Here is a 20,091-nt window from a genome sequence, read left to right as displayed (position 1 = left end):
CGGCAGGTCCGCAGGTCTGCAGGTCCGCAGAGGTCCCCGCAGGCCGGCGCCTGCCAGCACAGGCCAGCACAGATTTCTGCAAGCCTGCACAGGCAGGCGCAAACTCCCGCAGGCCCCTGCAAGTCAGCGCAGTTCCCCGCAGGCCTGGCGCAAGTCTCTGCAAGACTGCACAAGTCAGCGCGGGTCGGTGCGGGTCAGCGTGACGAGGCCGCCAGCGCGTCGAGCAGGCTGGTCACGGCGGGCGAGCCGGCGCCGTCCTCACGGATCGCGGCGCAGATGCTCCTGGTCGGTTCCGGGTGGCGCAGCTTGCGGACCACCACGCCGGGGTGCACGACGCCGAGGCTGAGCTTCGGCACGATCGTCACCCCGAGCCCGGCCGCGACGAACCCCTGCGCGGTCGGGTAGTCGTCGGCCTCCACCACGATGTTGGGCGCGAACCCGGCGCCCGCGCAGGCGTCGAGCACGATGTCCCGGCACGGCCCGGGCGGCGTCACGGCGTCCACCCACTGCTCCTCCGCCAGGTCGGCGAGGTCGAGCACGCGCTTGCGGGTCAGCTCGTGGCCACGCCGCAGCACGGCCACGTACGGGTCGTCGAGCAGGTGCACGACCTGCACGCCCCGCGGCGGCTCGCTGTCGCGGTGGTGCACGACGATGGCCACGTCGGCGCGACCGGCCTCCACCTCGACCATCGGGTCGTCCGGCTCGGTCAGCTTGAGGTCGAGCTGCACGTCCGCGTGCTTGGCCCGGAACAGGGCGACGGCGGGCGGCACGAGCGCCGCGCCCGCCGTGGCGAAGTAGCGCACCCGCAACCGCCCGGTGCGTCCCGCCCGCAGGTCCGCGAGCGCCGCCTCCGCCTCGACCAGCCGGTCGGTGATGTGCGCGGCGTGCTCGGTGAGCAGCCGGCCCGCCAACGTCGGCCGCACGCCCCGCCCGACCCGGTCCAGCAGCGGCAGGCCCGCCTGCTTCTCCAGGGCCGAGACCTGCTGGCTGACGGCCGAGGGCGTGTACCCGAGGTTCACCGCCGCGGCGGTGATCGAGCCGGTGGTCACCACGGCCCGGAGCACCTGCATGCGTCGCACGTCCAACATGACGCAACCGTACAGCTGTGCTTAAGGATCGTGCAGAACTATTCACTTGTGCTGATACTTCGGCATCGCGCACAGTGTGGCCGTGAACAAGCCTGGCACGCTGATCAGGATGGGTGTCCTGGCCCTGCTCTGGGGTTCCAGCTTCCTGTGGATCAAGATCGCGCTCACCGGCCTCTCGCCGGTCCAGATCACGCTCACCCGCACCGCGCTCGGCGCGTTGGTGCTGGTCGCGCTCGTCTACTGGAGCAAGCAGCGGCTGCCGCGGGACCGGGCGTCCTGGCTGCACCTCGGCTTCGCCGCGCTCTTCGGCAGCGCGGTGCCGTTCGCGCTGTTCGCGTTGGGCGAGCAGACGGTGGACTCGGGCGTGGCCGGTGTGCTCAACGCCACCACGCCGCTGTTCGCGCTGGGCATCGGCTTGGTCCTGGGCACGGAACGGCAGCGCAACCCGGCCCGGTTCGCGGGTCTCGTGCTCGGCTTCGCGGGCGTGCTGGTCATCTTCGCGCCGTGGCAGAAGGCCGGGCTGGCGAGCTGGGGCGCCCTGGCGTGCCTGGCCGCCGCGGCGTCGTACGCGGTCAGCTACGCCTACATCGGTCACAAGGTGTCCGGGCGCGGCCTGACGCCGATGCAGATCTCCTCGACCCAGCTGGTGGCCGCGGCGGGCCTGACGGCGGTGGTGGTGCCGGTGGCCGGGTTGCAGCCGGTGCAGCTGTCGTGGCAGCCGCTGGTCGCCGTGGCGATCCTGGGCGTGTTCGGGACGGGCATCGCGTTCGTGCTGAACTACCGCGTGATCGAGGACGAGGGCGCGACCAACGCCACGATGGTCGGCTACCTGCTGCCCGTGGTGTCGGTGCTGCTGGGCGCGATGTTCCTCGGCGAGGCGCTCAACCTCCGCGTCGTGCTGGGCATGGTGGTGGTCCTCGTCGGCGTCGCGCTGACCCGCAAGCAGCCCGCGACGGCGATCGTGCCGGTGCCGGAGGAGGCGGCCGAGGACGGCCCGGAGGCTTCGGAGACCAAGGTCGCTACGCTCAAGTGACCTGCGATAACGCACTGTTACCCGCCGGTATGGCGGGACTGGCGGCCAACTGAGACACCCGTCCTGGGCAAACGGGTGGACTTGAGACGCAGGTCTCCCCCGATCGCGTGGTGTTCAGGCGATACGCGTCCTGATTCGCCCTCTCGGACGTCTCCTCACATGAGAGGGACGACTTCGGAAGGGAACCCACAGGACATGAGCAACGACAGCATCACCATCACGACGACGTTCCACCTCCTCGTCCCGGGCGTGGCCCCGGCGCCGGTGGAGGCCGAGCTCCACTACGAACCCGAGGACCCGTACGCGGTAGCCGTGCTGTTCCACACCGGCCAGGGCAAGGTCGAGTGGATCTTCGCCCGGGACCTGCTCGCGGACGGCCTGCTGACTTCCTCCGGCGAGGGCGACATCCTGGTCCGGCCGGCCGCCGACGACCCGGAGCGGGTCCTGGTGGAGCTCAACGCGCCGACCGGCTTCGCCATCCTGTCGGCCGACGCCGAGGACATCGCCGAGTTCCTGGACATGACCTACGACGTGGTCCAGCCCGGCGAAGAGGACCTGTGGATCGACTTCGACCGCGAACTGGCCAAGCTGGTCTCGACCAACTGACACCAACGCGGGCCGCGCCATCGCTTAACCTGCTGGCGTGGCGGAGTCCGGGGGGACAGGAACAGGGACGGGGACGGTCGGCGGTCGGTACGCGCTGGTCGAGCGGGTCGGCAGCGGGGCCATGGGCGTCGTCTGGCGGGCGCGGGACGAGCTGCTGGACCGCGAGGTGGCGGTCAAGCAGCTGCGGTGGCCGGACCTGACGGCCGACGAGCTCGAGGTGGCCAGGGCGAGGGCGATGCGCGAGGCGCGCAACGCGGCCCGGCTGCAGCACCCCGACGCGATCTCCGTGTTCGACGTGGTGGTGGAGGACGACCGGCCGTGGCTGGTCATGGAGTACCTGCCCTCGCGCAGCCTGGCCGGGCTGCTGGCCGAGCGGGGCAGGTTGAGCCCGGACGAGGCGGCCAGGATCGGTGGTCGGGTGGCCACCGCGCTGGCTGCGGCGCACGCGGCGGGCATCGTGCACCGGGACGTCAAGCCGTCGAACGTGCTCATCGGGCACGACGGCACGGTCAAGCTCACCGATTTCGGCATCTCACGAGCCGCGGGCGACGGCACGCTGACCGACAGCGGCATGATCACCGGCACCCCGGCGTACCTGGCGCCCGAGGTGGCGCGGGGCGAGCAGCCGGACCAGGCGTCGGACGTGTTCTCGCTGGGCGCGACGCTGTACGCGGCGACGGAGGGGCAGTCGCCGCACGGGGTGAGCGACAACAGCTTCGGGCTGCTGTACCGGGCCGCGGCGGGGCTGATCGAGCCGCCGACGCGTTCCGGGCCGTTGACGGGTGTGCTGACGAGGTTGCTCGCCGCCGATCCGGCCGGGCGGCCCACGGCGGTGGAGGCGGCCGAGTTGCTGGCCGCTCCCCTGCGGGCCGAGCCGGAGCCGGCCGAGCCTGAGCAGGTCGAATCCGGGCCGGTCGAACCCGAACTGGTCGGCGGTGGACCGGTCGGCGGTGGATCGTCGCAGGTCACGACCGGTCGACAGGGTGAGCCGGAGGTCGGGTCCGGGGTGCGTGAAGCCGGGTCGCCCGACGGCAAGCAGCGGAAGAGGTGGCTGGCGCCTCTCGTGGCAGCGGTCGTGCTGCTCCTCGGTGCGGGCGCGGTCACGGCGGCCGCGCTGGAGGTCTGGACGTTCGGGGACGCCGCACCGACGACGACGTCCCTGGGCCTCACGGCGAGCGACGCGGCCGAACTCGTGCGCAGGCACTACGAGGCGCTGCCCGAGGACACGGCGGCGGCCTACGCGAACCTGGCCGTGCCGTTCCAGCGACCGTTCGAGGAGTACCAGGCGTTCTGGGGCCAGTACGACGACGTGCAGGCCCAGGGCATCGAGGTCGTCGAGATCAGCCCCGCCAGGTACGCCGTGCGGGTGAACGTGAACTTCACCCACGCGGGCACCGCGTCCTACGGGCGCTACGAGCTCGGCGTGTGGCCCGACGGCGGCAGGTTGCAGATCTTCTCCTCCCAGCAGCTGGAGTAGCCCTGGGAGGCAGCCGGAGGGCGGGGAGCGCCCGTCAGACCAGCCTGCGGTCCGAGGCCCACCGCGACAGCTCGTACCGGTTCGACAGCTGCGTCTTGCGCAGGACGCTCGACACGTGCGTCTCGACCGTCTTCACCGAGATGAACAGCTCGGACGCGATCTCCTTGTACGCGTAACCACGCGCCAGCAGCCGCAGCACGTCCCGCTCGCGCGGGGTCAGCAGGTCCAGCTCCGGGTCGCTGATCGGAGCCGCGCCGGGACGGTCGGCGAACGCGTCCAGCACGAACCCGGCCAGCCGCGGACTGAACACCGCGTCGCCCTCCGAGACCCGCACGACCGCGCGCACCAGCTCCTGGCTGGAGATGGTCTTCGTCACGTACCCGCGCGCACCGGCGCGGATGACCGCGATGACGTCCTCGGCCGCGTCGGACACCGACAGCGCCAGGAACACCACCTCCGGCAACGCCGTGCGGACCTGGCGCAGCACCTCCGCGCCACCGCCGTCGGGCATGTGCACGTCGAGCAGCACCACGTCCGGGCGGTGGTGCCCGATGCCCGCCACCGCCTCGCCGACCGAACCGGCCTCGCCGACGACCTCGATCTCGTCGGTGATCGAGTCCAGCTCGGCCCGCACCCCGGCGCGGAACAACGCGTGGTCGTCCACCAGGAACACCCGAACGGTCATGTCCTGGCCCCCGTCTCTCGCTTGTCTGCGGTCTTCCTCGGCATCATCAGCTGCACCTCCGTGCCCTCACCCAGCCGGGTGCGGATCCGGACTTCGCCGCCGTGCCGGTCCATCCTCCCCCCGATCGAGTCCGCGAGGCCATGCCGGTCCTCCGGAACGGTCTTCGGGTCGAAGCCCTTGCCCCGGTCGCGGACGAACACCGCCACCCGTTCCGGCTCGACCTCGCCGTACACGCTGATCTCGCCGACGCCCGCGTGCTTGGCCGCGTTGACCATCGCCTCGCGGGCGGCCTGGACGAGGGCGTACAGGTTCGGGTCCAGCTCGCAGTCGCCCACCACGACCTGCTGCACGGCCAGCGCGAAGCTGTCCTCGACCTCGCCCGCCGCCTTGGCGATCGCGGCGGACATGGTGGTCGGCTGGCTGTTCTCCTCCACGATCCGCCCGTAGAGCCACTCCCGCAGCTGCCGTTCCTGGCCGCGCGCCAGGCGCTTGACCTCGCGCGGCTGCTCGGCCTGCTTCTGGATCAGGGCGAGGGTCTGGAGCACGGAGTCGTGCAGGTGGGCGGCGATCTCGGCGCGCTCCTCGGTGCGGATGCGGACCCGGCGCTCCTCGCCGAGGTCGTTGATCAGCTTGATCCACAGCGGCACGGTGAGCACCGCCACCCCGCCGAGGGTCGCGACCACGGCGAGCAGCGCGAAGCGGAGCTGGTCGATGCCGTAGCTGTTGACCAGCAGCACACCGATGCCGATGGCGACGAGCGCCACGCCCGCGAGGACGCGCACGATCGTGCTGCGGCCCGTGCCGCCGAAGATCCCGGACTTAGCGCCGGCCCGCCAGCGGCGGCGCTGCGCCTCGTCCGCCTCGCGCCAGACCACGGCCGCGCCGACCAGGGCCACCGCGAGCGGCCCCGCGATCCAGCCGCTGACCGGGCCGGAGAACAGGCCGGCGAGCACGGCCGCGGCGATGCCCAGGGCGACCAGGCCGAGCGCCTGCTGGCGTTCCCTCGGGTTCGCGGGCCCTTCCGGCTCGCCGGCCGCGCGTTGGGGCACGAACAGCCACAGCAGGCCGTACGCGATCACGCCGACGCCGTTGAGCGCGGTCAGCGCGGCGAACGCCGCCCGCACCCAGAACACCTCGATGCCGAGGTGGTCGGCGACACCGCCCGCCACACCCGCGACCACCCGGCCGGTCCGCCTGCGGCGCACGGGCTCGACGGCCTTCGTCTCCACACTCACCCGTTGATGGTCACACGCTGGTCCGGGCCGGTCATCAGGGTTCCACCCGATGCGCGGTTCAGGGTGGGCCCCCGATGTGCGGACGGCTCGTGTTGAGCAAGCTTGTCGTCGTGAGCGGGAGCATCAGCGCAGCCAGCGTCGAAGAGACGCTGAAGGACTTCTGGGCCACGCGGCCCAGGCGGCCTCACGACGGTCGCAAGATCGCCGGTGTCGCCGCCGGTATCGCCCAGCGGTACCAGATCGACCCGGTGATCGTCCGGGTGGCGTTCGTGGCCATGGCGTTGTGCAACGGCGCCGGGGTGCTCATCTACCTGCTCGGCTGGTTGTGGCTGGCGCAGGCCGATGACGAGGTGTCGGCGGCGGAGGCGCTGCTCGGGCGTGGGCGCAGCTCGACCCCGACGGCGTTGACGGTGCTGCTCGGGATCGCGGTGATCCCGGCGACCGGGTTCTTCGTGGACGGCGGGTTCACCATGGTCGGCGGCGTGCTGCTGTCCATGGGTGCGATCTACCTGCTGCACCGCGGTCGGGGGCAGCTCAACCGGCCGGAGCCGACCGCGGCTTTCGGGGCCGGGGCCGGGCACGGGGTCGGGGTCGGGCACGGGGTCGGGGTCGGGCACGGGGTCGGAGTCGGTGATGGTGACGGTGTGGGGGGCAAGGTGTCGACGGACGAGCACACGACCGAACGCGTGACGCCACCGGCTTGGGACCCGCTCGGCGCTGCGCCGTTCGCGTGGGACCTGCCCGAGCCGGCCGGTGCGCAGGAGCCGGAAGGCGCGACGCCCGCGCCGGTGGCGGTGCGCCGCCGCAGGTCGCGGGTGGGGTTGGCGACGTTCGGGGCGTCGCTGGTGGTGCTGGCGGGGTCGCTGGTGGCGTCGGGGTACGCCGACTGGTTCCACGCCCAGCACGTCATCGGCCTGCTGGTCGCGGTGATGGGCGCGGGGATGGTGCTCGGCGCGCTGCGCGGTGGCGGTGGGCGCGGGCTGATCTGGCTCGTCGTGCCGCTGTCGGTGGTGGGCGTGCTGTTGACGTCGGTGGACTTCGACCTGGACGGCAAGCACCTGGGCAGCACCACGGACCGCCCGACGAAGGTGGAGGACGTCAAGGACCGGTACACGGCCGGCCTCGGCGAGGTGACCCTCGACCTGACCGGGTTGCCGAACAGCGGGTCCGTGACGACCGCCGTCGAGGTCGAGGCGGGCAGTGCGCAGGTCAGGGTGCCGGCCAACGCGGACGTGACGGTGAACTGCCGGACGGACCTCGGCTCGGTGCACTGCCTCGGCCGGGAGGCCGACGGTGAGGGGCGGCACGAGGAGGTCACCGACTACGGGGCCGACGGGCCGGGCGGGTTGAAGATCGTGCTCGACGTGCGCAGCGATCTCGGAACGGTGGAGGTGAGTCGTGGCTGACCAGGATTCGATCGAGAAGCGCGGGGTCGACGTGGTGGGGCTGGTGTTCGGGGTCGCGGCCCTGGTCGCAGCCGCCTACATGCTCTCCGACGGCGCGTCGTGGCCCGCGTTCCTCGACCTGAGGTGGGCGTTGGCCGGAGGGGCGATGGTGATCGGGTTGGGGTTGCTGGCGGGGTCGGCCCGTCGGCGGAGGTAGAGGGCGCCGGCGGCGGTAGAGGGGGCAGGGGTAGGGGGAAGAGAAAAGGCCCGTCCTGGGGAGGACGGGCCTTTTCTTCGTGCGGCTCTGCTACTCCCACTCGATGGTGCCCGGCGGCTTGCTCGTCACGTCCAGGACCACGCGGTTGACCTCGTTCACCTCGTTGGTGATGCGGGTCGAGATGCGCTCCAGCACGTCGTACGGCAGGCGCGTCCAGTCCGCGGTCATGGCGTCCTCGCTGGACACCGGGCGCAGGACCACCGGGTGGCCGTACGTGCGGCCGTCGCCCTGCACGCCCACGCTGCGCACGTCGGCCAGGAGGACGACCGGGCACTGCCAGATCTGGCGGTCGAGGCCGGCGCTGGTCAGCTCCTCGCGGGCGATCGCGTCGGCCTTGCGCAGGATGTCCAGGCGCTCCTGGTTGACCTCGCCGATGATGCGGATGCCCAGGCCGGGACCCGGGAACGGTTGGCGCTGCACGATCGTCTCCGGCAGCCCCAGTTCGGTGCCGACGCGGCGGACCTCGTCCTTGAAGAGCGCGCGGAGCGGCTCGACCAGGGTGAACTGGAGGTCCTCGGGGAGACCGCCGACGTTGTGGTGGCTCTTGATGTTGGCCGCGCCCGTGCCGCCGCCGGACTCGACCACGTCCGGGTAGAGCGTGCCCTGGACGAGGAACTGGTAGTCGCCCTCGGCCTTGAGGTCGCGCTCGGCCTGCTCGAAGACCCGGATGAACTCGCGGCCGATGATCTTGCGCTTCTGCTCCGGGTCGGTGACGCCCTTGAGCGCGTCGAGGAACCGCTCGCGGGCGTCGACGGTGACGAGCTTGACGCCGGTGGCGGCCACGTAGTCGCGCTCGACCTGGGCGCGCTCACCCGCGCGCAGCAGGCCGTGGTCGACGAAGACGCAGGTCAGGCGGTCACCGATGGCGCGCTGGACGAGAGCGGCGGCCACCGCGGAGTCGACGCCGCCGGACAGGCCGCAGATCGCCTTGCCGTCGCCGACCTGCTCGCGGATCAGGGCCACCTGCTCGTCCACGATCGAGGACGTCGTCCACTGCGGTCGGATGCCGGCGATCTCGTGCAGGAACCGGCGCAGCACCTCCTGGCCGTGCGGCGAGTGGCCGACCTCCGGGTGGTACTGGACGCCCGCGAAGCGGCGTTCGGTGTCCTCGAACGCGGCCACCGGCGCGCCTTCGCTGGTCGCGGTGACCGTGAAGCCCTCGGGCGCCTTGGTGACGCAGTCGCCGTGGCTCATCCACACCGGGTGGTTGGCGGGCAGCTCCTCGTGGAGCAGGCCGCCGGCCTGCTGGACGCCCAGTTCCGTGCGGCCGTACTCACGGGTGCCGGTGTGCTCGACCGTGCCGCCGAGCGCGCCCGCCATGGCCTGGAAGCCGTAGCAGATGCCGAAGACCGGGACGCCGACGTCGAACAGCTTCGGGTCGACCTGGGGCGCGCCGGGCTCGTACACGCTGGACGGGCCGCCGGACAGCACGATGGCGGCCGGGTCGCGTTCCAGCAGTTCCGCCACGGTTGTGGTGTGCGGGACGACTTCCGAGTAGACCTGCGCCTCCCGGACTCGCCGGGCGATCAGCTGCGCGTACTGCGCGCCGAAGTCGACTACCAGCACAGGGCGGTTGCTGCTCTCGGCCACTGGGGAAAAACCTCTCGTCTGGCGGATCCGCGCAGGTGAAGGATGTCATGCGTGCAGGAAGAAGTGCTCACCGGAGGCGGGCTCAACGAGGTCGTGCGGGTCGGGTCGACGGTGCGGAGGCCGACCGGTCCGTGGACGCCCAACGTGCACCGGTTGCTGGAACACCTTGCGCCGCTTGGCATTTCGCCGGTGGTGCACGGGGTGGACGAGCGCGGGAGGGAGGTGTTGTCGTACCTGGAGGGTGAGGTCGGCCACCCGCCGTTGAGTGCGTCGTTGCGTTCGGACGAGGTGCTGGTGGCGGTGGCGCGGATGGTGCGGCGGTTGCACGACGCGACGGTGAGGGGTGGGGGTGGCTCGGGGGCGGGGGATGGGGTTGAGGCGGGGGATGGGGTTGAGGCGGGGGTTGGGTTGGTTGGTGTGTTGGGTGGGTGGCAGTTCGAGGCGGTTCAGCCGGTGGAGGTGATCTGCCACAACGATCTGGCGCCGTACAACATGGTGTTCCGGGATGGGATGCCGGTCGGGGTGTTCGATTTCGATGGTGCTCGGCCCGGGCCCCGGTGGTGGGATGTCGCGTATACGGCGTATTGCCTGGTGCCGTTTTCGCCGGAGTTCGGGACGGTGGAGGAGCAGCGGAGGCGGGCGGGGTTGTTCTGCGAGGCGTACGGGTTGCCGGTGGCGGGGATGGGGTTGCGGGTGTTGGCGAGGTTGGAGGACATGGTCGCGATGATTCGGGAGAGGCCCGAGTTCTGGCGGCAGAGGGAAGAGGGGCACGAGGAGTACTACTTGGGGCACATCGAGTACGTGCGGGAGAATTTTTCGGGTTTGTAGGTGGGGTGGGGTGGGTTTGTAGGGTGCGGGTGGGGTGGGTCGTTTACTGCCTGGTTCAGTCCGGCTCGATTTGACATGGGGCCCTTACGGGCACCCCAGGCAGGCCAGAGCCGGGCAGGCCTGGCGGGAAAAGCGTCCGCCAAGCCTGCCCGGCTTCGACCAGCCTATGGCACCCGAACCCATGTCAAATCGGGCCTAGGTGCGGATGTGCGGGTCCGTTGTGGGCGGGCGGGGTGTGGTGGACCCGGTGGGTGGTTGCGGGTCCGTTGTGCGGCGTTGGGGCGAGGGCTGCGTGTGCGGCCGTCGGGGTTGGCGGTTTCGAATCCGTTGTGGTGCGGCTCGGCAGTGCCCGCGAGGTCGCGTCGATCGTTCGCGGCTCATTTTCCGGCGATCACGCTTTTCGATCGTCGGAAAATGAGGCGCGAGCGGTCGACTTCCCGGCGACCTCGCCCGCCGTCTGCGGAGCAGCGGCAATTCAACAGAGCCGACTGGCCGGCGCTCTCCCCCGAACGCCGGCCAGTCGGGGTTGGGTGGCTTCCCCCCTGGTTCCCCCTACCAAGAGCCACCCGGGCGCTGACCGCGACTCGATTGATCAGCGCGCCTATAAGTTCCCACGACTTCGCCAGGTCGAGCTAAACAGCGGCTAAACCTCGGAGGTCAAGGCTTCAAGAGCCGTTCGGACCAACATCGCGCGCGGTGAGCCCAGGCGTACGAACAACCGAAGCGATTCCGCCAGCTCCGCTTGTGCCGCAACCCGTTCCCCCCGTCTGGCGAGCACCGATCCGAGCACTTGCCGGCCGAACGCCTCCTCGAACTGCATCGAGCCGCCGCGCGTCAGTTCCACCCCTTGCCGAGCGTGTTCCTCGGCCTCCGGTAACAGGCCCAGTTCGGCGTAGAGCTCGGCCAGGTTGTTCATCGCGACCGCGTACGCCCGCTCGTCGCCGTTGCGGTGGTAGATCTCCATTGCCAGGAATTGGTGTTGGGCCGCCGTTTCGCGTTGGCCGAGTCGTTGCTCCACTTGGGCCAGGTTGTTGAGCACGGTGGCTTCGCCGAGCGCGTCGCCGTCCCGGCGGGCCAGGTCGACGGCTTCGCGGTAGTGCCCCAGGGCTTCTTCCACCCGGTCCTCGGCGACCAGGGCCAGCGCCAGCTGGCCGAGGGTCATGACCAGGTAGCGGGGCTCGGCCAGGTCCACGGCTATCCGGTGGGCCAGTCGGGCCTGGTCGAGGGTGCCGCGCAGGGTTCCGGCGCGGTTGTCGACGTCGTGCATGGCGCTGAGCACGAGCATCTCGCCGCGGCGGTCGCCGATGACCCTCGCCGAGGCGAGGCCGAACTCGGCGATGGCCTGCCACTCGCGGCTGACGAGCCTGGTCACGCAGTAGGTGTGGACGAGGCGGACGAGTTGCCAGACCTCCACGTGCAGGCCGGCCTCCGAGCCCGCGTGCACGAGCGCGATGAGGTTGGACCACTCCTTGTCGAACCAGGACAGGGCCTGCGAGGAGGTGGCCGGTCTCGGCACGGCGGAGTCGCCGGTGAAGTCGAGGCCGTCCGACGGCGGTCTGATCAGGCGTCTCGCGTGGTCGCAGGCGCACAGGTAGTGGTCCATCAGGCGACGCAGGCCGCGTTCCCGGTGTTCGACGACGCCGCGGGCGTAGAGGCGGACCAGGTCGTGCAGGACGAAGCCGCCGCGCCACTGCTCCACGAGGAGGTGCGCGTCGGCGAGGTCGGCCAGGCGGGCGGCGGCGGTGCCCAGGTCGATGTCGCAGACGGCGGAGATGGCGTGCGGGCTCACCCAGCGGCCTGGCACGAGGCCCGCGGCGCGGAAGGTCTCCGCCAGTTCCGGCGGGAGGTTGCGGTACGACACCGCCAGGGCGCGTTCCACACCGACGCCGGTGTCGGCCAGGTCCAGGGTGCGCAGCCGCGCCTCGTCGTCGGAGAGCTGCGCCACCAGGTCCTCGACCGTCCACTCCGGACTGAAGACGAGCTTCGCGGCGGCGATCCGGAGGGCGAGGGGCAGGTTGCCGCACAGTTCCACCAGCATGCGGGTGGCCGCGGGCTCCTGGTCGGACAGGGGCTTGCCGACAACCTCGTCGACCAGGCGGATGGACTCCTCCTCGGACAACGTGTCCAGCGTGAGCATCCGGGCGCCGTTGCTCACCACCAGGGACTCCAGGCGCCGGCGGCTGGTCACCAGGACGACCGACCCGGCGCCGGGCGGCAGGAGCAGGCGGACGTGCTCGGGGTCCCACGCGTCGTCCAGCACGACCAGGACGCGCCGCTTGGCCAGCACCGAGCGGTACAGGCCGACGCGGTCGTCCAGGTCCCGGGGGACGCCGTCGGCGGGCACGCCCAGCGCGAGCAGGAAGCGGGCCAGGACCTCGGCCGGCTCGACCGGGTCGCGGCCGGGGGCGAAGCCGTTCAGGGAGGCGAACAGGAGGCCGTCGGGGAACTGCTCGGCCCGGCGGTGGCCCCAGGTGACGGCGAGCTCGCTCTTGCCGATGCCGGCCGCCCCGTTGACCACGGCGATGGTCGTGGCGGCCAGGTCGCGCGAGTCGCACAGGCGGTCCAGCCAGGCCAGTTCCTCGTCGCGACCGATGAAACCGCTGGCCGCGGCGGGCAACTGGGCCGGCACGACGACGCCGGGACGCGGTGGCACGAGGGCGGGCTCCGCCAGGCCGGGCGAGCTGAGCGCCGGGTCGTCGCGGAGCACCTGCTCGTGCAGCACGCGCAGGCCGGGGCCGGGGTCTATGCCGAGCTCGTCCACGACGCGCCGGTGGAAGCGCTGGTAGGCCTCCAGCGCGTCGGCGCGCTGACCCGAGCGGTACAGGGCGCGCATCATGTGGCCGACCAGCCGCTCCCGGAACGGGTACTCGTTCACCAGCTGCCGCAGCTCGCCGACGAGTTCGAGGTGGCGGCCCAGTTCCAGCTCGGCCTCGATGCGCTCTTCCACTGCGGCAAGCCGAAGCTCCTCCAGGTCGGAGGTGACCGGGTCGCCCGGCACGTCCGCCAGCACCTGGCCGCGCCACAGGCCGAGCGACTCGCGCAGCAGCTGCGCCCGGATCGGCGCGGGCTTGCCGCGCGCGCTCGACACGAGCTGCCTGGCCCGGTGGAAGTCCAGCCGCCACGGGTCGACCGAGAGCTGGTAGCCGGGCGGCGTGGTGAGGATCCGCGCCGAGCCCGCCGGGTCGGCCTCCTCCAGCATCCTGCGCAGCCGCGACACGTAGCCGTGCACGATCGTCCTGGCCGTCGCGGGCGGCTCGTCGGCCCAGAGGCTGTCCACGATCTCGTCGATCGGGACGACCCGGTTGGCGTCGAGCACCAGCATCGCGAGCAGGCCGCGCATCCCCTTGCGGCCGATGACGAGCTGTCGGCCGTCCGCGAGCACCTGCAACGGTCCGAGGACGCCGAACTCCAGCCCGCTCTTGCTCCGGTCAGCCATGCCCCTCCCCCGCCTCGTGCGCTACGGCTCGGTCACTGGATCAGGTGCGCCGGAGGTGCCGTTGGATACCTGTCAGTAGATGTTGCTTGCTCAACTAGTCGTGCTCCCATGACCGGACGGGCGGTCGGCGGCTAGGGTTTTGGCCCCGGACGTCCCGGCCGAGTTCTGGGCGAGTGCAGGAGGGCAAGTGCCGCGCGAGCCGTTGGACGTGGTCGACCGTGGCGCGGCGTGCCTGGTGGGCGGCGCGCTGGGCGACGCCCTCGGCGCGCCCATCCAGTACCTCGGGTGGGCGGACATCCAACGGGACCACGGCCCGGAAGGCGTGCTCGCGCCGCCGCGCCCCGCGCTGGTCACCGACGACACCCAGCTCACCCTGTTCACCGCCGACGGCTACCTGCGAGCGTGGGTGCGCGGTCGGACCACCGGCGAGTGGGACCCGATCGAGGTCGTCTGGCAGAGCTACCGCCGCTGGTTGATCACCCAGCAGGTGGCCGCGCCCGAGCCCGGCGCGGTCGGCCTCGTCGGCGACGAACGGCTGTACTCGAGCCGTTCGCCGGGCCTGACGTGCCTGCGCGCCCTGGCCGCCGACACGCCGCCGACGCCCGAGGAACCGCAGAACGAGTCCTCCGGCTGCAACGGCGTCACCCGCACCGCGCCGGCGGGGTTCGCGCCGAGCGCCGAGATCGCCTACGACCTCGGCTGCCGGTTCGCCGCGCTGACGCACGGCGGCACCGGCGGCTGGGTGTCCGGCGGGGCGTTCTCGCTGCTCATCCACCTGCTGGCGGTGCGCGGGAGGCCGATGCGGGAGGCCGTGGACCAGGTCATCGGCCGGGTGCTGCGGGACGACCCGTACACGGCGAACACCCTCAACCGGGCCGTCGTCTTCGCCGACGAGCACCGGGCGCAGGGCTTCGAGTCGGTCCGGGTCGACCGCCTGGGCAGCGGCTGGACGGGCCCGGAGGCGCTGGCGATCGCCGTGCACACGGTCCTGGTGTACCCGAAGCGGTCGCAGTTCGTGGACGCCCTGCGTGCGGCGGCCAACCACTCGGGCGGCAGCGACGCCACGGCGGCGCTCACGGGCAACATCCTCGGCGCGCTGCACGGCACGTCGGCGTTGCCGCGCGACTGGCTCGCGGGCCTGGAACTGGTGGACCTGCTGACCCAACTGGGCTCCGACCTGGGCCGCTCGGTCACCGGCCAGGACTTCGACCACGCCCGGTACGCCTGAGGGAAGACGGGTGAAGCCGGCCTCGGCACGCACGTTCCCGAAAGCGTGCGACCGAGGCCGGCTCTCCACGCGGTCTGCGCAGGGACACGCCCCGAGCGCGGAACCCGGCTGACCTGGCCGTGGAGCGGGAAAACCCGTGGCGGAACCGTAGCAGAGAGCGTGTGAGCCATCACAGCCGGCCCACCTCCTTACCGTTGTGAACCACCCCACTGGCCCCTCGGACCTGTCGCGAACCTGTCGAGTCGCTGTCGATGCGAGCACGCCCCGGCCGCCGCGGGACCGGTGCCGCACCATGGGCACGTGGACAAGGGCGCTTCGGTTCGACTGCTCGTGGTGGACGACGAGCCGCACATCGCCGACCTCGTGGCGACGGTGGCGCGCTACGAGGGGTGGCAGGCGGTGACCGCCGGCAGCGGTGAGGCCGCGTTGCGGACCGCCGCCGACTTCCACCCCGACATCGTGGTGCTCGACCTGATGCTGCCCGACCTCGACGGCTTCACCGTGCTGGACCGCCTCCGCTCGGCCGGCGCGATGGTGCCGGTGGTGTTCCTGACCGCCCGCGACGGCACCGCCGACCGGGTCGCGGGCCTGACCCGCGGCGGGGACGACTACCTGGTCAAGCCGTTCTCCGTCGAGGAGCTGATGGCACGGCTGCGGGCCGTGCTGCGGCGCTCGACCGGGCCGACCTGGAAGCGGTCCGTGCTCAAGGTGTCCGACCTGGCCCTGGACGAGGACACCCGCGAGGTGCGCCGGGGCGGGAAGCTGGTCACGCTCACGCCCACCGAGTACGAGCTGCTGCGCTACCTGATGCGCCGCTCCCCCGCCGTGCTGACCAAGGCGCAGATCCTCGACCACGTGTGGGAGTACGACTTCGGCGGCCGGTCCAACGTGGTCGAGCTGGTCGTCTCGCACCTGCGGCGCAAGCTGGACGACGGCGGCGAGCCGCTGATCCACACCGTGCGCGGCGTGGGTTACGCGCTGCGGCGAGCCGCGGAGTGACGCGTCGGCGCCTGCGCCTGGGCACGCGCCTGGCGCTGGGCCTCGGCGCGCTGGCGCTGGCGGTGTTCGCGGTCGTCGGCACGGTGATGGCGCGGAGCATGCAGGAGTACCTGGAACGCCGGCTCGACGCGCAGATGGAGACGACCCAGGTCTCGTTGAAGAAGGACTTCGCCAAGAACGGCACGCTCAAGGGCGCGGCCTACGGCTGGTACTCGGTCGTCTACGAGGTGCGCAACGGCACGGCCACGCCGAAGAACCGCGACGACCTGCCCGCCGACAACGCCGAGTTCACCGAGGTCGCGTTGCAGGTCGACGGGCGCGAACCGGTGTACCGGACGGAGTACCTGCGCGGCGACGGCACGTACCGGCTGCGCGGGTGCGCGGTGTCCGACGGCGTGGTGCTGGTCAGCGCGGCGCCGATGGACGACATCACCACGACCGTGCGGCAGCTGGTGATCGTGGAGGTGGCCACGTTCCTGCTCGCGCTGGTCGCGTTCGTGGTGATCGGGCGGGCGGTGCTGCGGCGCGGGTTGCAGCCGTTGAGCGACATGGCCCGGACCGCGCACGACATCACGTCGCACGACCTGACCGACTCGGCCCGGCTGCCGGTGCGCGCGGAGGGCGGCGACGGCGGCGCGGAGGTCGAGGAGCTGCGCACGGCGTTCAACACGATGCTGGAGCACATCGACACGTCGCTGGCCGCGCGCACCGCCGCGGAGCAGCGGCTGCGGCGGTTCATCGCGGACGCGTCGCACGAGCTGCGCACGCCGTTGACGTCGATCCGGGGTTACGCCGACCTGTTCCGGTACGCGGCGGCGAACGCGCCGGAGGAGCGCGAGGCGCACCTGGAGAAGCTGCGCTCGGAGGCGGCGCGGATGAGCGTGCTGCTGGACGACCTGCTGCTGCTCGCCCGGCTGGACTCGGCGGAGGTGGAGACGCCGTTGCGGGTGGCCGACGGCGACCTGGCGGCGCTGGCGCGGGAGGCGGCGGACGCGTTCCGCGCGGCCCGGCCGACCCACCCGCTGACGCTGACGGCGCCGGACGAGCCGGTGCCCTCGGCGTTCGACCCGCTGCGGTTGCGGCAGGTGGTGGACAACCTGCTCACCAACGCCGCCGTGCACACCCCGGCCGGCACGGCGGTCTCGCTCTCCGTCGAGGTGCGGGGCGAATCGGCCGTGCTCCGGGTCGGCGACACCGGCCCCGGCATCCCGCCCGCCGACCAGTCCCGCATCTTCGACCGGTTCTACCGGGTGGACGACTCGCGCACGCGTGATCGCGGCGGCAGCGGCCTGGGGCTGGCGGTGGTGCACTCCCTGGTCGCCGCGCACGGCGGCACGGTGGAGCTGACCAGCCGACCGGGCGCCACCGCCTTCACCGTGACCCTGCCCCGCTAACCGGCGTTGGACGACTCCGCCCACAGGTCGATGCCCGAGTCGACCGCGTGCACGTCGATCCGCTCGATCTCGTCGTCGGTGAGCGGCGGGCCGTCCAGCGCCGCCACGTTCGACTCCAGCTGACCGACGCTGCTCGCCCCGACCAGCACCGACGTGACCCGCTCGTCGCGCAGCGCCCAGGTGAGCGCGAGCTGGGCCAACGTCTGGCCGCGCGACGCCGCGACCTCGTTCAGCGCCCGCACGTGCGCCAGGGTGGCCTCGCTCAACCACTCCGCGCTCAACGACTTGCCCTGCGTGGCCCGCGAGCCCTCCGGCACGCCGTCCAGGTACTTGTCGGTCAACATCCCCTGCGCCAGCGGCGAGAACGCGATGCAGCCGACGCCCAGCTCGCCCAGCGCGTCCAGCAGGTCGTTCTCGATCCACCGGTTGAGCATCGAGTACGAGGGCTGGTGGATCAGCAGCGGCACGCCCGCCGCGCGCAGCAGTTCGGCCGCCTCACGGGTCTTCGTCGCCGAGTAGGACGAGATGCCGACGTAGAGAGCCTTGCCCTGCTGCACCGCGCTGACCAGCGCGCCGACCGTCTCCTCCAGTGGGGTGTCCGGGTCGAACCGGTGCGAGTAGAAGATGTCCACGTAGTCGAGGCCGAGCCGGGACAGCGACTGGTCCAACGACGACAGCAGGTACTTGCGCGAGCCCCACTCGCCGTAGGGGCCGGGCCACATGTCGTAGCCCGCCTTGGTGGAGATCACCAGCTCGTCGCGGTGGGGCCGCAGGTCGTCGGCGAGCATCCGGCCGAAGTTGACCTCGGCCGAGCCGTACGGCGGGCCGTAGTTGTTGGCCAGGTCGAAGTGCGTCACGCCGAGGTCGAACGCCCGCCGCACGATCGCCCGGCCCGTCTCGTAGGGCCGGTCGTCGCCGAAGTTGTGCCAGAGGCCGAGCGACACGGCGGGCAGTTTGAGCCCGCTGCGCCCGCACCGCCGGTAGGTCATCCGGTCGTACCGCGAGGCGGCTGGAAGGTGGGCCACCTCCCCACCTTGGCACGCCCGGCTTCCGTTTGCCGGTCGGAAAACCGGACGAAGTTGCTCTGCTCGGCCCGTATTCCGCCGATCGCCCGATCATCCGCCTCATGTGCCCGGACATCGGCGTCCGGGCTCCCGGGCCCCGCGCCCGGACGCGCGAGCGGAAAGAGATCCCATGCGTCGCTCACTCAGACGCGGCACGCTGTCAGCCGTCGCCGCCCTGATCGCCTCGGCGGTCCAGTTCACCTCACCGGCCGCGGCCGCACCCGCCGCGGCCGCACCGTGCGGCCCCCTCGACGTCGCGTTCGTCCTCGACGACACCGGCAGCATGGGCGGGGCCATCGCCAACCTGAAGACCGGCATCAACGCCATCGTGAACGACGTCGTCGCGGCGTCCGGCGGCGACTACCGGCTCGGCCTGGTCACGTTCAAGGACAACATCACCGTCCACAACACCCTCGCGCCCGGCAACGCGGCGGCGGTGACCAACTACGTCACCAACACGCTCGCCGCCGGCGCGGGCGCCAGCGAGCCCGAGGCGTCCGACGAGGCCTTGAACACGGTCGTGAACAACCTGCCCGCGGCCGGCCGTCCGCAGAACGTCGACTTCGGCGGCACGTGGCGGTCGAACGCGATGAAGTTCGTCGTGCTGGTGACCGACGCCCGCCCCGGCGGGTTCGACAACGTGCACGCGGCCGTGGACGTCGCCAACGCCGCGCAGCGGGCGAACGACGCGCTCGGCAAGGGCATCAAGATCTCGCCGGTGTACGTGCCGACGTCGGCCACCTACACCCCCGTGATCACGCCGATCATGCAGAACTACGCCTCCACGACCGGTGGCGTGTTCACGCAGGCGACGTCCACGGGCGTGGGCACGGCGGACGCGATCCGCAAGCTCCTGTCGGACTGCCGGCAGACCGACGTGGTGATCCGCGACCAGGTGACCGACACCGGCGCCGAGCCGAACCCGAACGGCACGGTGTGGAACAGCCCGGACATCAAGGTCTGCCCGACCACCGCGGACTGCGCGGGCATCCAGCCGGTCGTCGGCGCGACGAACTTCGTCCACGTGCGGCTGAACAACAACTCCGGCCTCGGCACGAGCACCGGCACGCTCAAGGTCTACCGCACGCCCGCCGGCGGCGGCACGACGTGGAACAACGTCACCAACGGCGACTGGATCGCCATCGGCCAGCAGTCGCTGTCCGTGCCCGCGGGCGGGACCGTGGCGAAGATCCCGTGGACGAACGTCCCGGGGCCGGGCCACTTCTGCCTCCTCGCGCGCTGGGTGTCGGCGACGGACCCGATGACGTTCGCCGAGGGCCCGAACACCGCGCTGAACACCAAGAACAACAACAACATCGCGTGGAAGAACTTCCAGACCGTGCGGGGCAAGGTGTTCCAGCCGGTGAGGTCCTGGTTCACCCTGGGCAACGCGACCGAGCGGGAGGTCAAGACCGACCTCGTGCTGACCGGCGAGAAGCCGGTGGCGGGCGCCGTGGTGATCGACCTCGGCCCGCGCCTGTTCGAGCGCTGGCGCGCCGGCGGCGGCCAGGCCGAGGGCGTGAAGCAGGTCGGCGAGACCGCGTTCCAGCTCGACCCGAAGCGGGCGGCGCTGCTCGGCGTGCCGCTGCAGCCCGGTGAGCGGTTCACCGCGGAACTGACCTTCACCCCCGAGGCCCCTGGCGAGTACCTGACGAACCTCGTCCAGTTCGTCGAGGGCGAGGACCACGGCGGCGTGGCCTACCAGGTCATCACCGACCGCGAGTAACCCGCGCACGCGGTCGCGGCCCGCGCCCGGCAGGCACGGG

Annotated in this window: 16 protein-coding genes; 10 read left to right on the top strand and 6 right to left on the bottom strand. The window is 71.8% G+C overall.

Annotated elements, in window-relative coordinates:
* Nucleotides 1-194: 194 nt before the first annotated feature.
* A complete protein-coding gene (locus ABTZ99_RS39735; RefSeq protein ID WP_498783493.1) occupies nt 195-1,088 on the bottom strand; it encodes a LysR family transcriptional regulator in 894 nt (297 codons plus the stop codon).
* Nucleotides 1,089-1,164: 76 nt separating this feature from the next.
* On the opposite strand from ABTZ99_RS39735, the gene ABTZ99_RS39730 reads away from it, so the two are divergent.
* The 3 genes from ABTZ99_RS39730 (at nt 1,165) to ABTZ99_RS39720 (ending at nt 4,204) form a co-directional block, all read left to right on the top strand.
* Nucleotides 1,165-2,121: a DMT family transporter gene (locus ABTZ99_RS39730; protein WP_499618187.1), complete on the top strand. Its 957-nt coding sequence runs from the start codon at nt 1,165-1,167 to the stop codon at nt 2,119-2,121.
* Nucleotides 2,122-2,316: 195 nt separating this feature from the next.
* Nucleotides 2,317-2,727 (top strand): SsgA family sporulation/cell division regulator, encoded by a 411-nt coding sequence (locus ABTZ99_RS39725; RefSeq protein ID WP_498783491.1) that lies wholly within the window; start codon nt 2,317-2,319, stop codon nt 2,725-2,727.
* A gap of 37 nt (nt 2,728-2,764) precedes the next feature.
* Nucleotides 2,765-4,204 carry a serine/threonine-protein kinase gene (locus tag ABTZ99_RS39720; RefSeq protein WP_499618185.1) on the top strand — a complete coding sequence of 480 codons (1,440 nt, stop codon included), beginning with the start codon at nt 2,765-2,767 and terminating at the stop codon, nt 4,202-4,204.
* Between the two features lie 34 nt (nt 4,205-4,238).
* Here the strand turns inward: ABTZ99_RS39720 and ABTZ99_RS39715 are convergent, their stop codons facing one another.
* On the bottom strand, nt 4,239-4,889 hold the full coding sequence (locus ABTZ99_RS39715; protein WP_053721568.1) for a response regulator: 651 nt from the start codon (nt 4,887-4,889) through the stop codon (nt 4,239-4,241).
* The gene (locus tag ABTZ99_RS39710; RefSeq protein ID WP_498783487.1) at nt 4,886-6,124 is read right to left on the bottom strand and encodes an ATP-binding protein; all 1,239 of its coding nucleotides are present in this window, start codon (nt 6,122-6,124) and stop codon (nt 4,886-4,888) included. Before ABTZ99_RS39710 ends, ABTZ99_RS39715 begins: the two co-directional genes overlap by 4 nt.
* A gap of 110 nt (nt 6,125-6,234) precedes the next feature.
* Between ABTZ99_RS39710 and ABTZ99_RS39705 the strand changes: the two genes are divergently transcribed.
* Together ABTZ99_RS39705 and ABTZ99_RS39700 are read left to right on the top strand one after the other, a co-directional pair.
* A complete protein-coding gene (locus ABTZ99_RS39705) occupies nt 6,235-7,530 on the top strand; it encodes a PspC domain-containing protein (protein ID WP_499618182.1) in 1,296 nt (431 codons plus the stop codon).
* Nucleotides 7,523-7,726 (top strand): hypothetical protein, encoded by a 204-nt coding sequence (locus ABTZ99_RS39700; RefSeq protein WP_498783483.1) that lies wholly within the window; start codon nt 7,523-7,525, stop codon nt 7,724-7,726. The genes ABTZ99_RS39705 and ABTZ99_RS39700 overlap by 8 nt, the downstream gene beginning before the upstream one ends.
* A gap of 90 nt (nt 7,727-7,816) precedes the next feature.
* Here ABTZ99_RS39700 and guaA read toward each other — a convergent pair whose 3' ends face one another.
* Nucleotides 7,817-9,376, bottom strand: coding sequence for a glutamine-hydrolyzing GMP synthase (gene guaA / locus ABTZ99_RS39695; protein WP_499618180.1), 1,560 nt, complete (start codon nt 9,374-9,376; stop codon nt 7,817-7,819).
* A gap of 51 nt (nt 9,377-9,427) precedes the next feature.
* On the opposite strand from guaA, the gene ABTZ99_RS39690 reads away from it, so the two are divergent.
* The gene (locus ABTZ99_RS39690) at nt 9,428-10,204 is read left to right on the top strand and encodes an aminoglycoside phosphotransferase family protein (RefSeq protein WP_499618178.1); all 777 of its coding nucleotides are present in this window, start codon (nt 9,428-9,430) and stop codon (nt 10,202-10,204) included.
* 643 nt (nt 10,205-10,847) lie between these two features.
* On the opposite strand, the gene ABTZ99_RS39685 is transcribed toward ABTZ99_RS39690, so the two are convergent.
* The gene (locus tag ABTZ99_RS39685) at nt 10,848-13,640 is read right to left on the bottom strand and encodes an AfsR/SARP family transcriptional regulator (protein WP_498777813.1); all 2,793 of its coding nucleotides are present in this window, start codon (nt 13,638-13,640) and stop codon (nt 10,848-10,850) included.
* A gap of 187 nt (nt 13,641-13,827) precedes the next feature.
* On the opposite strand from ABTZ99_RS39685, the gene ABTZ99_RS39680 reads away from it, so the two are divergent.
* From ABTZ99_RS39680 to ABTZ99_RS39670, 3 genes are all read left to right on the top strand, one after another.
* Complete coding sequence (locus ABTZ99_RS39680; RefSeq protein ID WP_498777815.1) at nt 13,828-14,868, top strand: ADP-ribosylglycohydrolase family protein; 1,041 nt, start codon at nt 13,828-13,830, stop codon at nt 14,866-14,868.
* Between the two features lie 300 nt (nt 14,869-15,168).
* Nucleotides 15,169-15,867 carry a response regulator transcription factor gene (locus ABTZ99_RS39675; RefSeq protein ID WP_498777817.1) on the top strand — a complete coding sequence of 233 codons (699 nt, stop codon included), beginning with the start codon at nt 15,169-15,171 and terminating at the stop codon, nt 15,865-15,867.
* Nucleotides 15,864-17,261: a sensor histidine kinase gene (locus ABTZ99_RS39670; RefSeq protein ID WP_499618176.1), complete on the top strand. Its 1,398-nt coding sequence runs from the start codon at nt 15,864-15,866 to the stop codon at nt 17,259-17,261. Before ABTZ99_RS39675 ends, ABTZ99_RS39670 begins: the two co-directional genes overlap by 4 nt.
* Here ABTZ99_RS39670 and mgrA read toward each other — a convergent pair.
* Complete coding sequence (gene mgrA, locus ABTZ99_RS39665; RefSeq protein ID WP_498777821.1) at nt 17,258-18,286, bottom strand: L-glyceraldehyde 3-phosphate reductase; 1,029 nt, start codon at nt 18,284-18,286, stop codon at nt 17,258-17,260. The two genes, ABTZ99_RS39670 and mgrA, sit on opposite strands and share 4 nt — an antisense overlap.
* A gap of 169 nt (nt 18,287-18,455) precedes the next feature.
* On the opposite strand from mgrA, the gene ABTZ99_RS39660 reads away from it, so the two are divergent.
* Nucleotides 18,456-20,051, top strand: coding sequence for a vWA domain-containing protein (locus ABTZ99_RS39660; RefSeq protein WP_498777823.1), 1,596 nt, complete (start codon nt 18,456-18,458; stop codon nt 20,049-20,051).
* Nucleotides 20,052-20,091: the final 40 nt, after the last annotated feature.

The sequence above is a fragment of the Actinosynnema sp. NPDC002837 genome (assembly GCF_040295345.1).
GTDB lineage: Bacteria > Actinomycetota > Actinomycetes > Mycobacteriales > Pseudonocardiaceae > Actinosynnema.
Note: the sequence above shows the minus strand (reverse complement) of the source record. Positions and strands in the feature narration are given on the sequence as shown.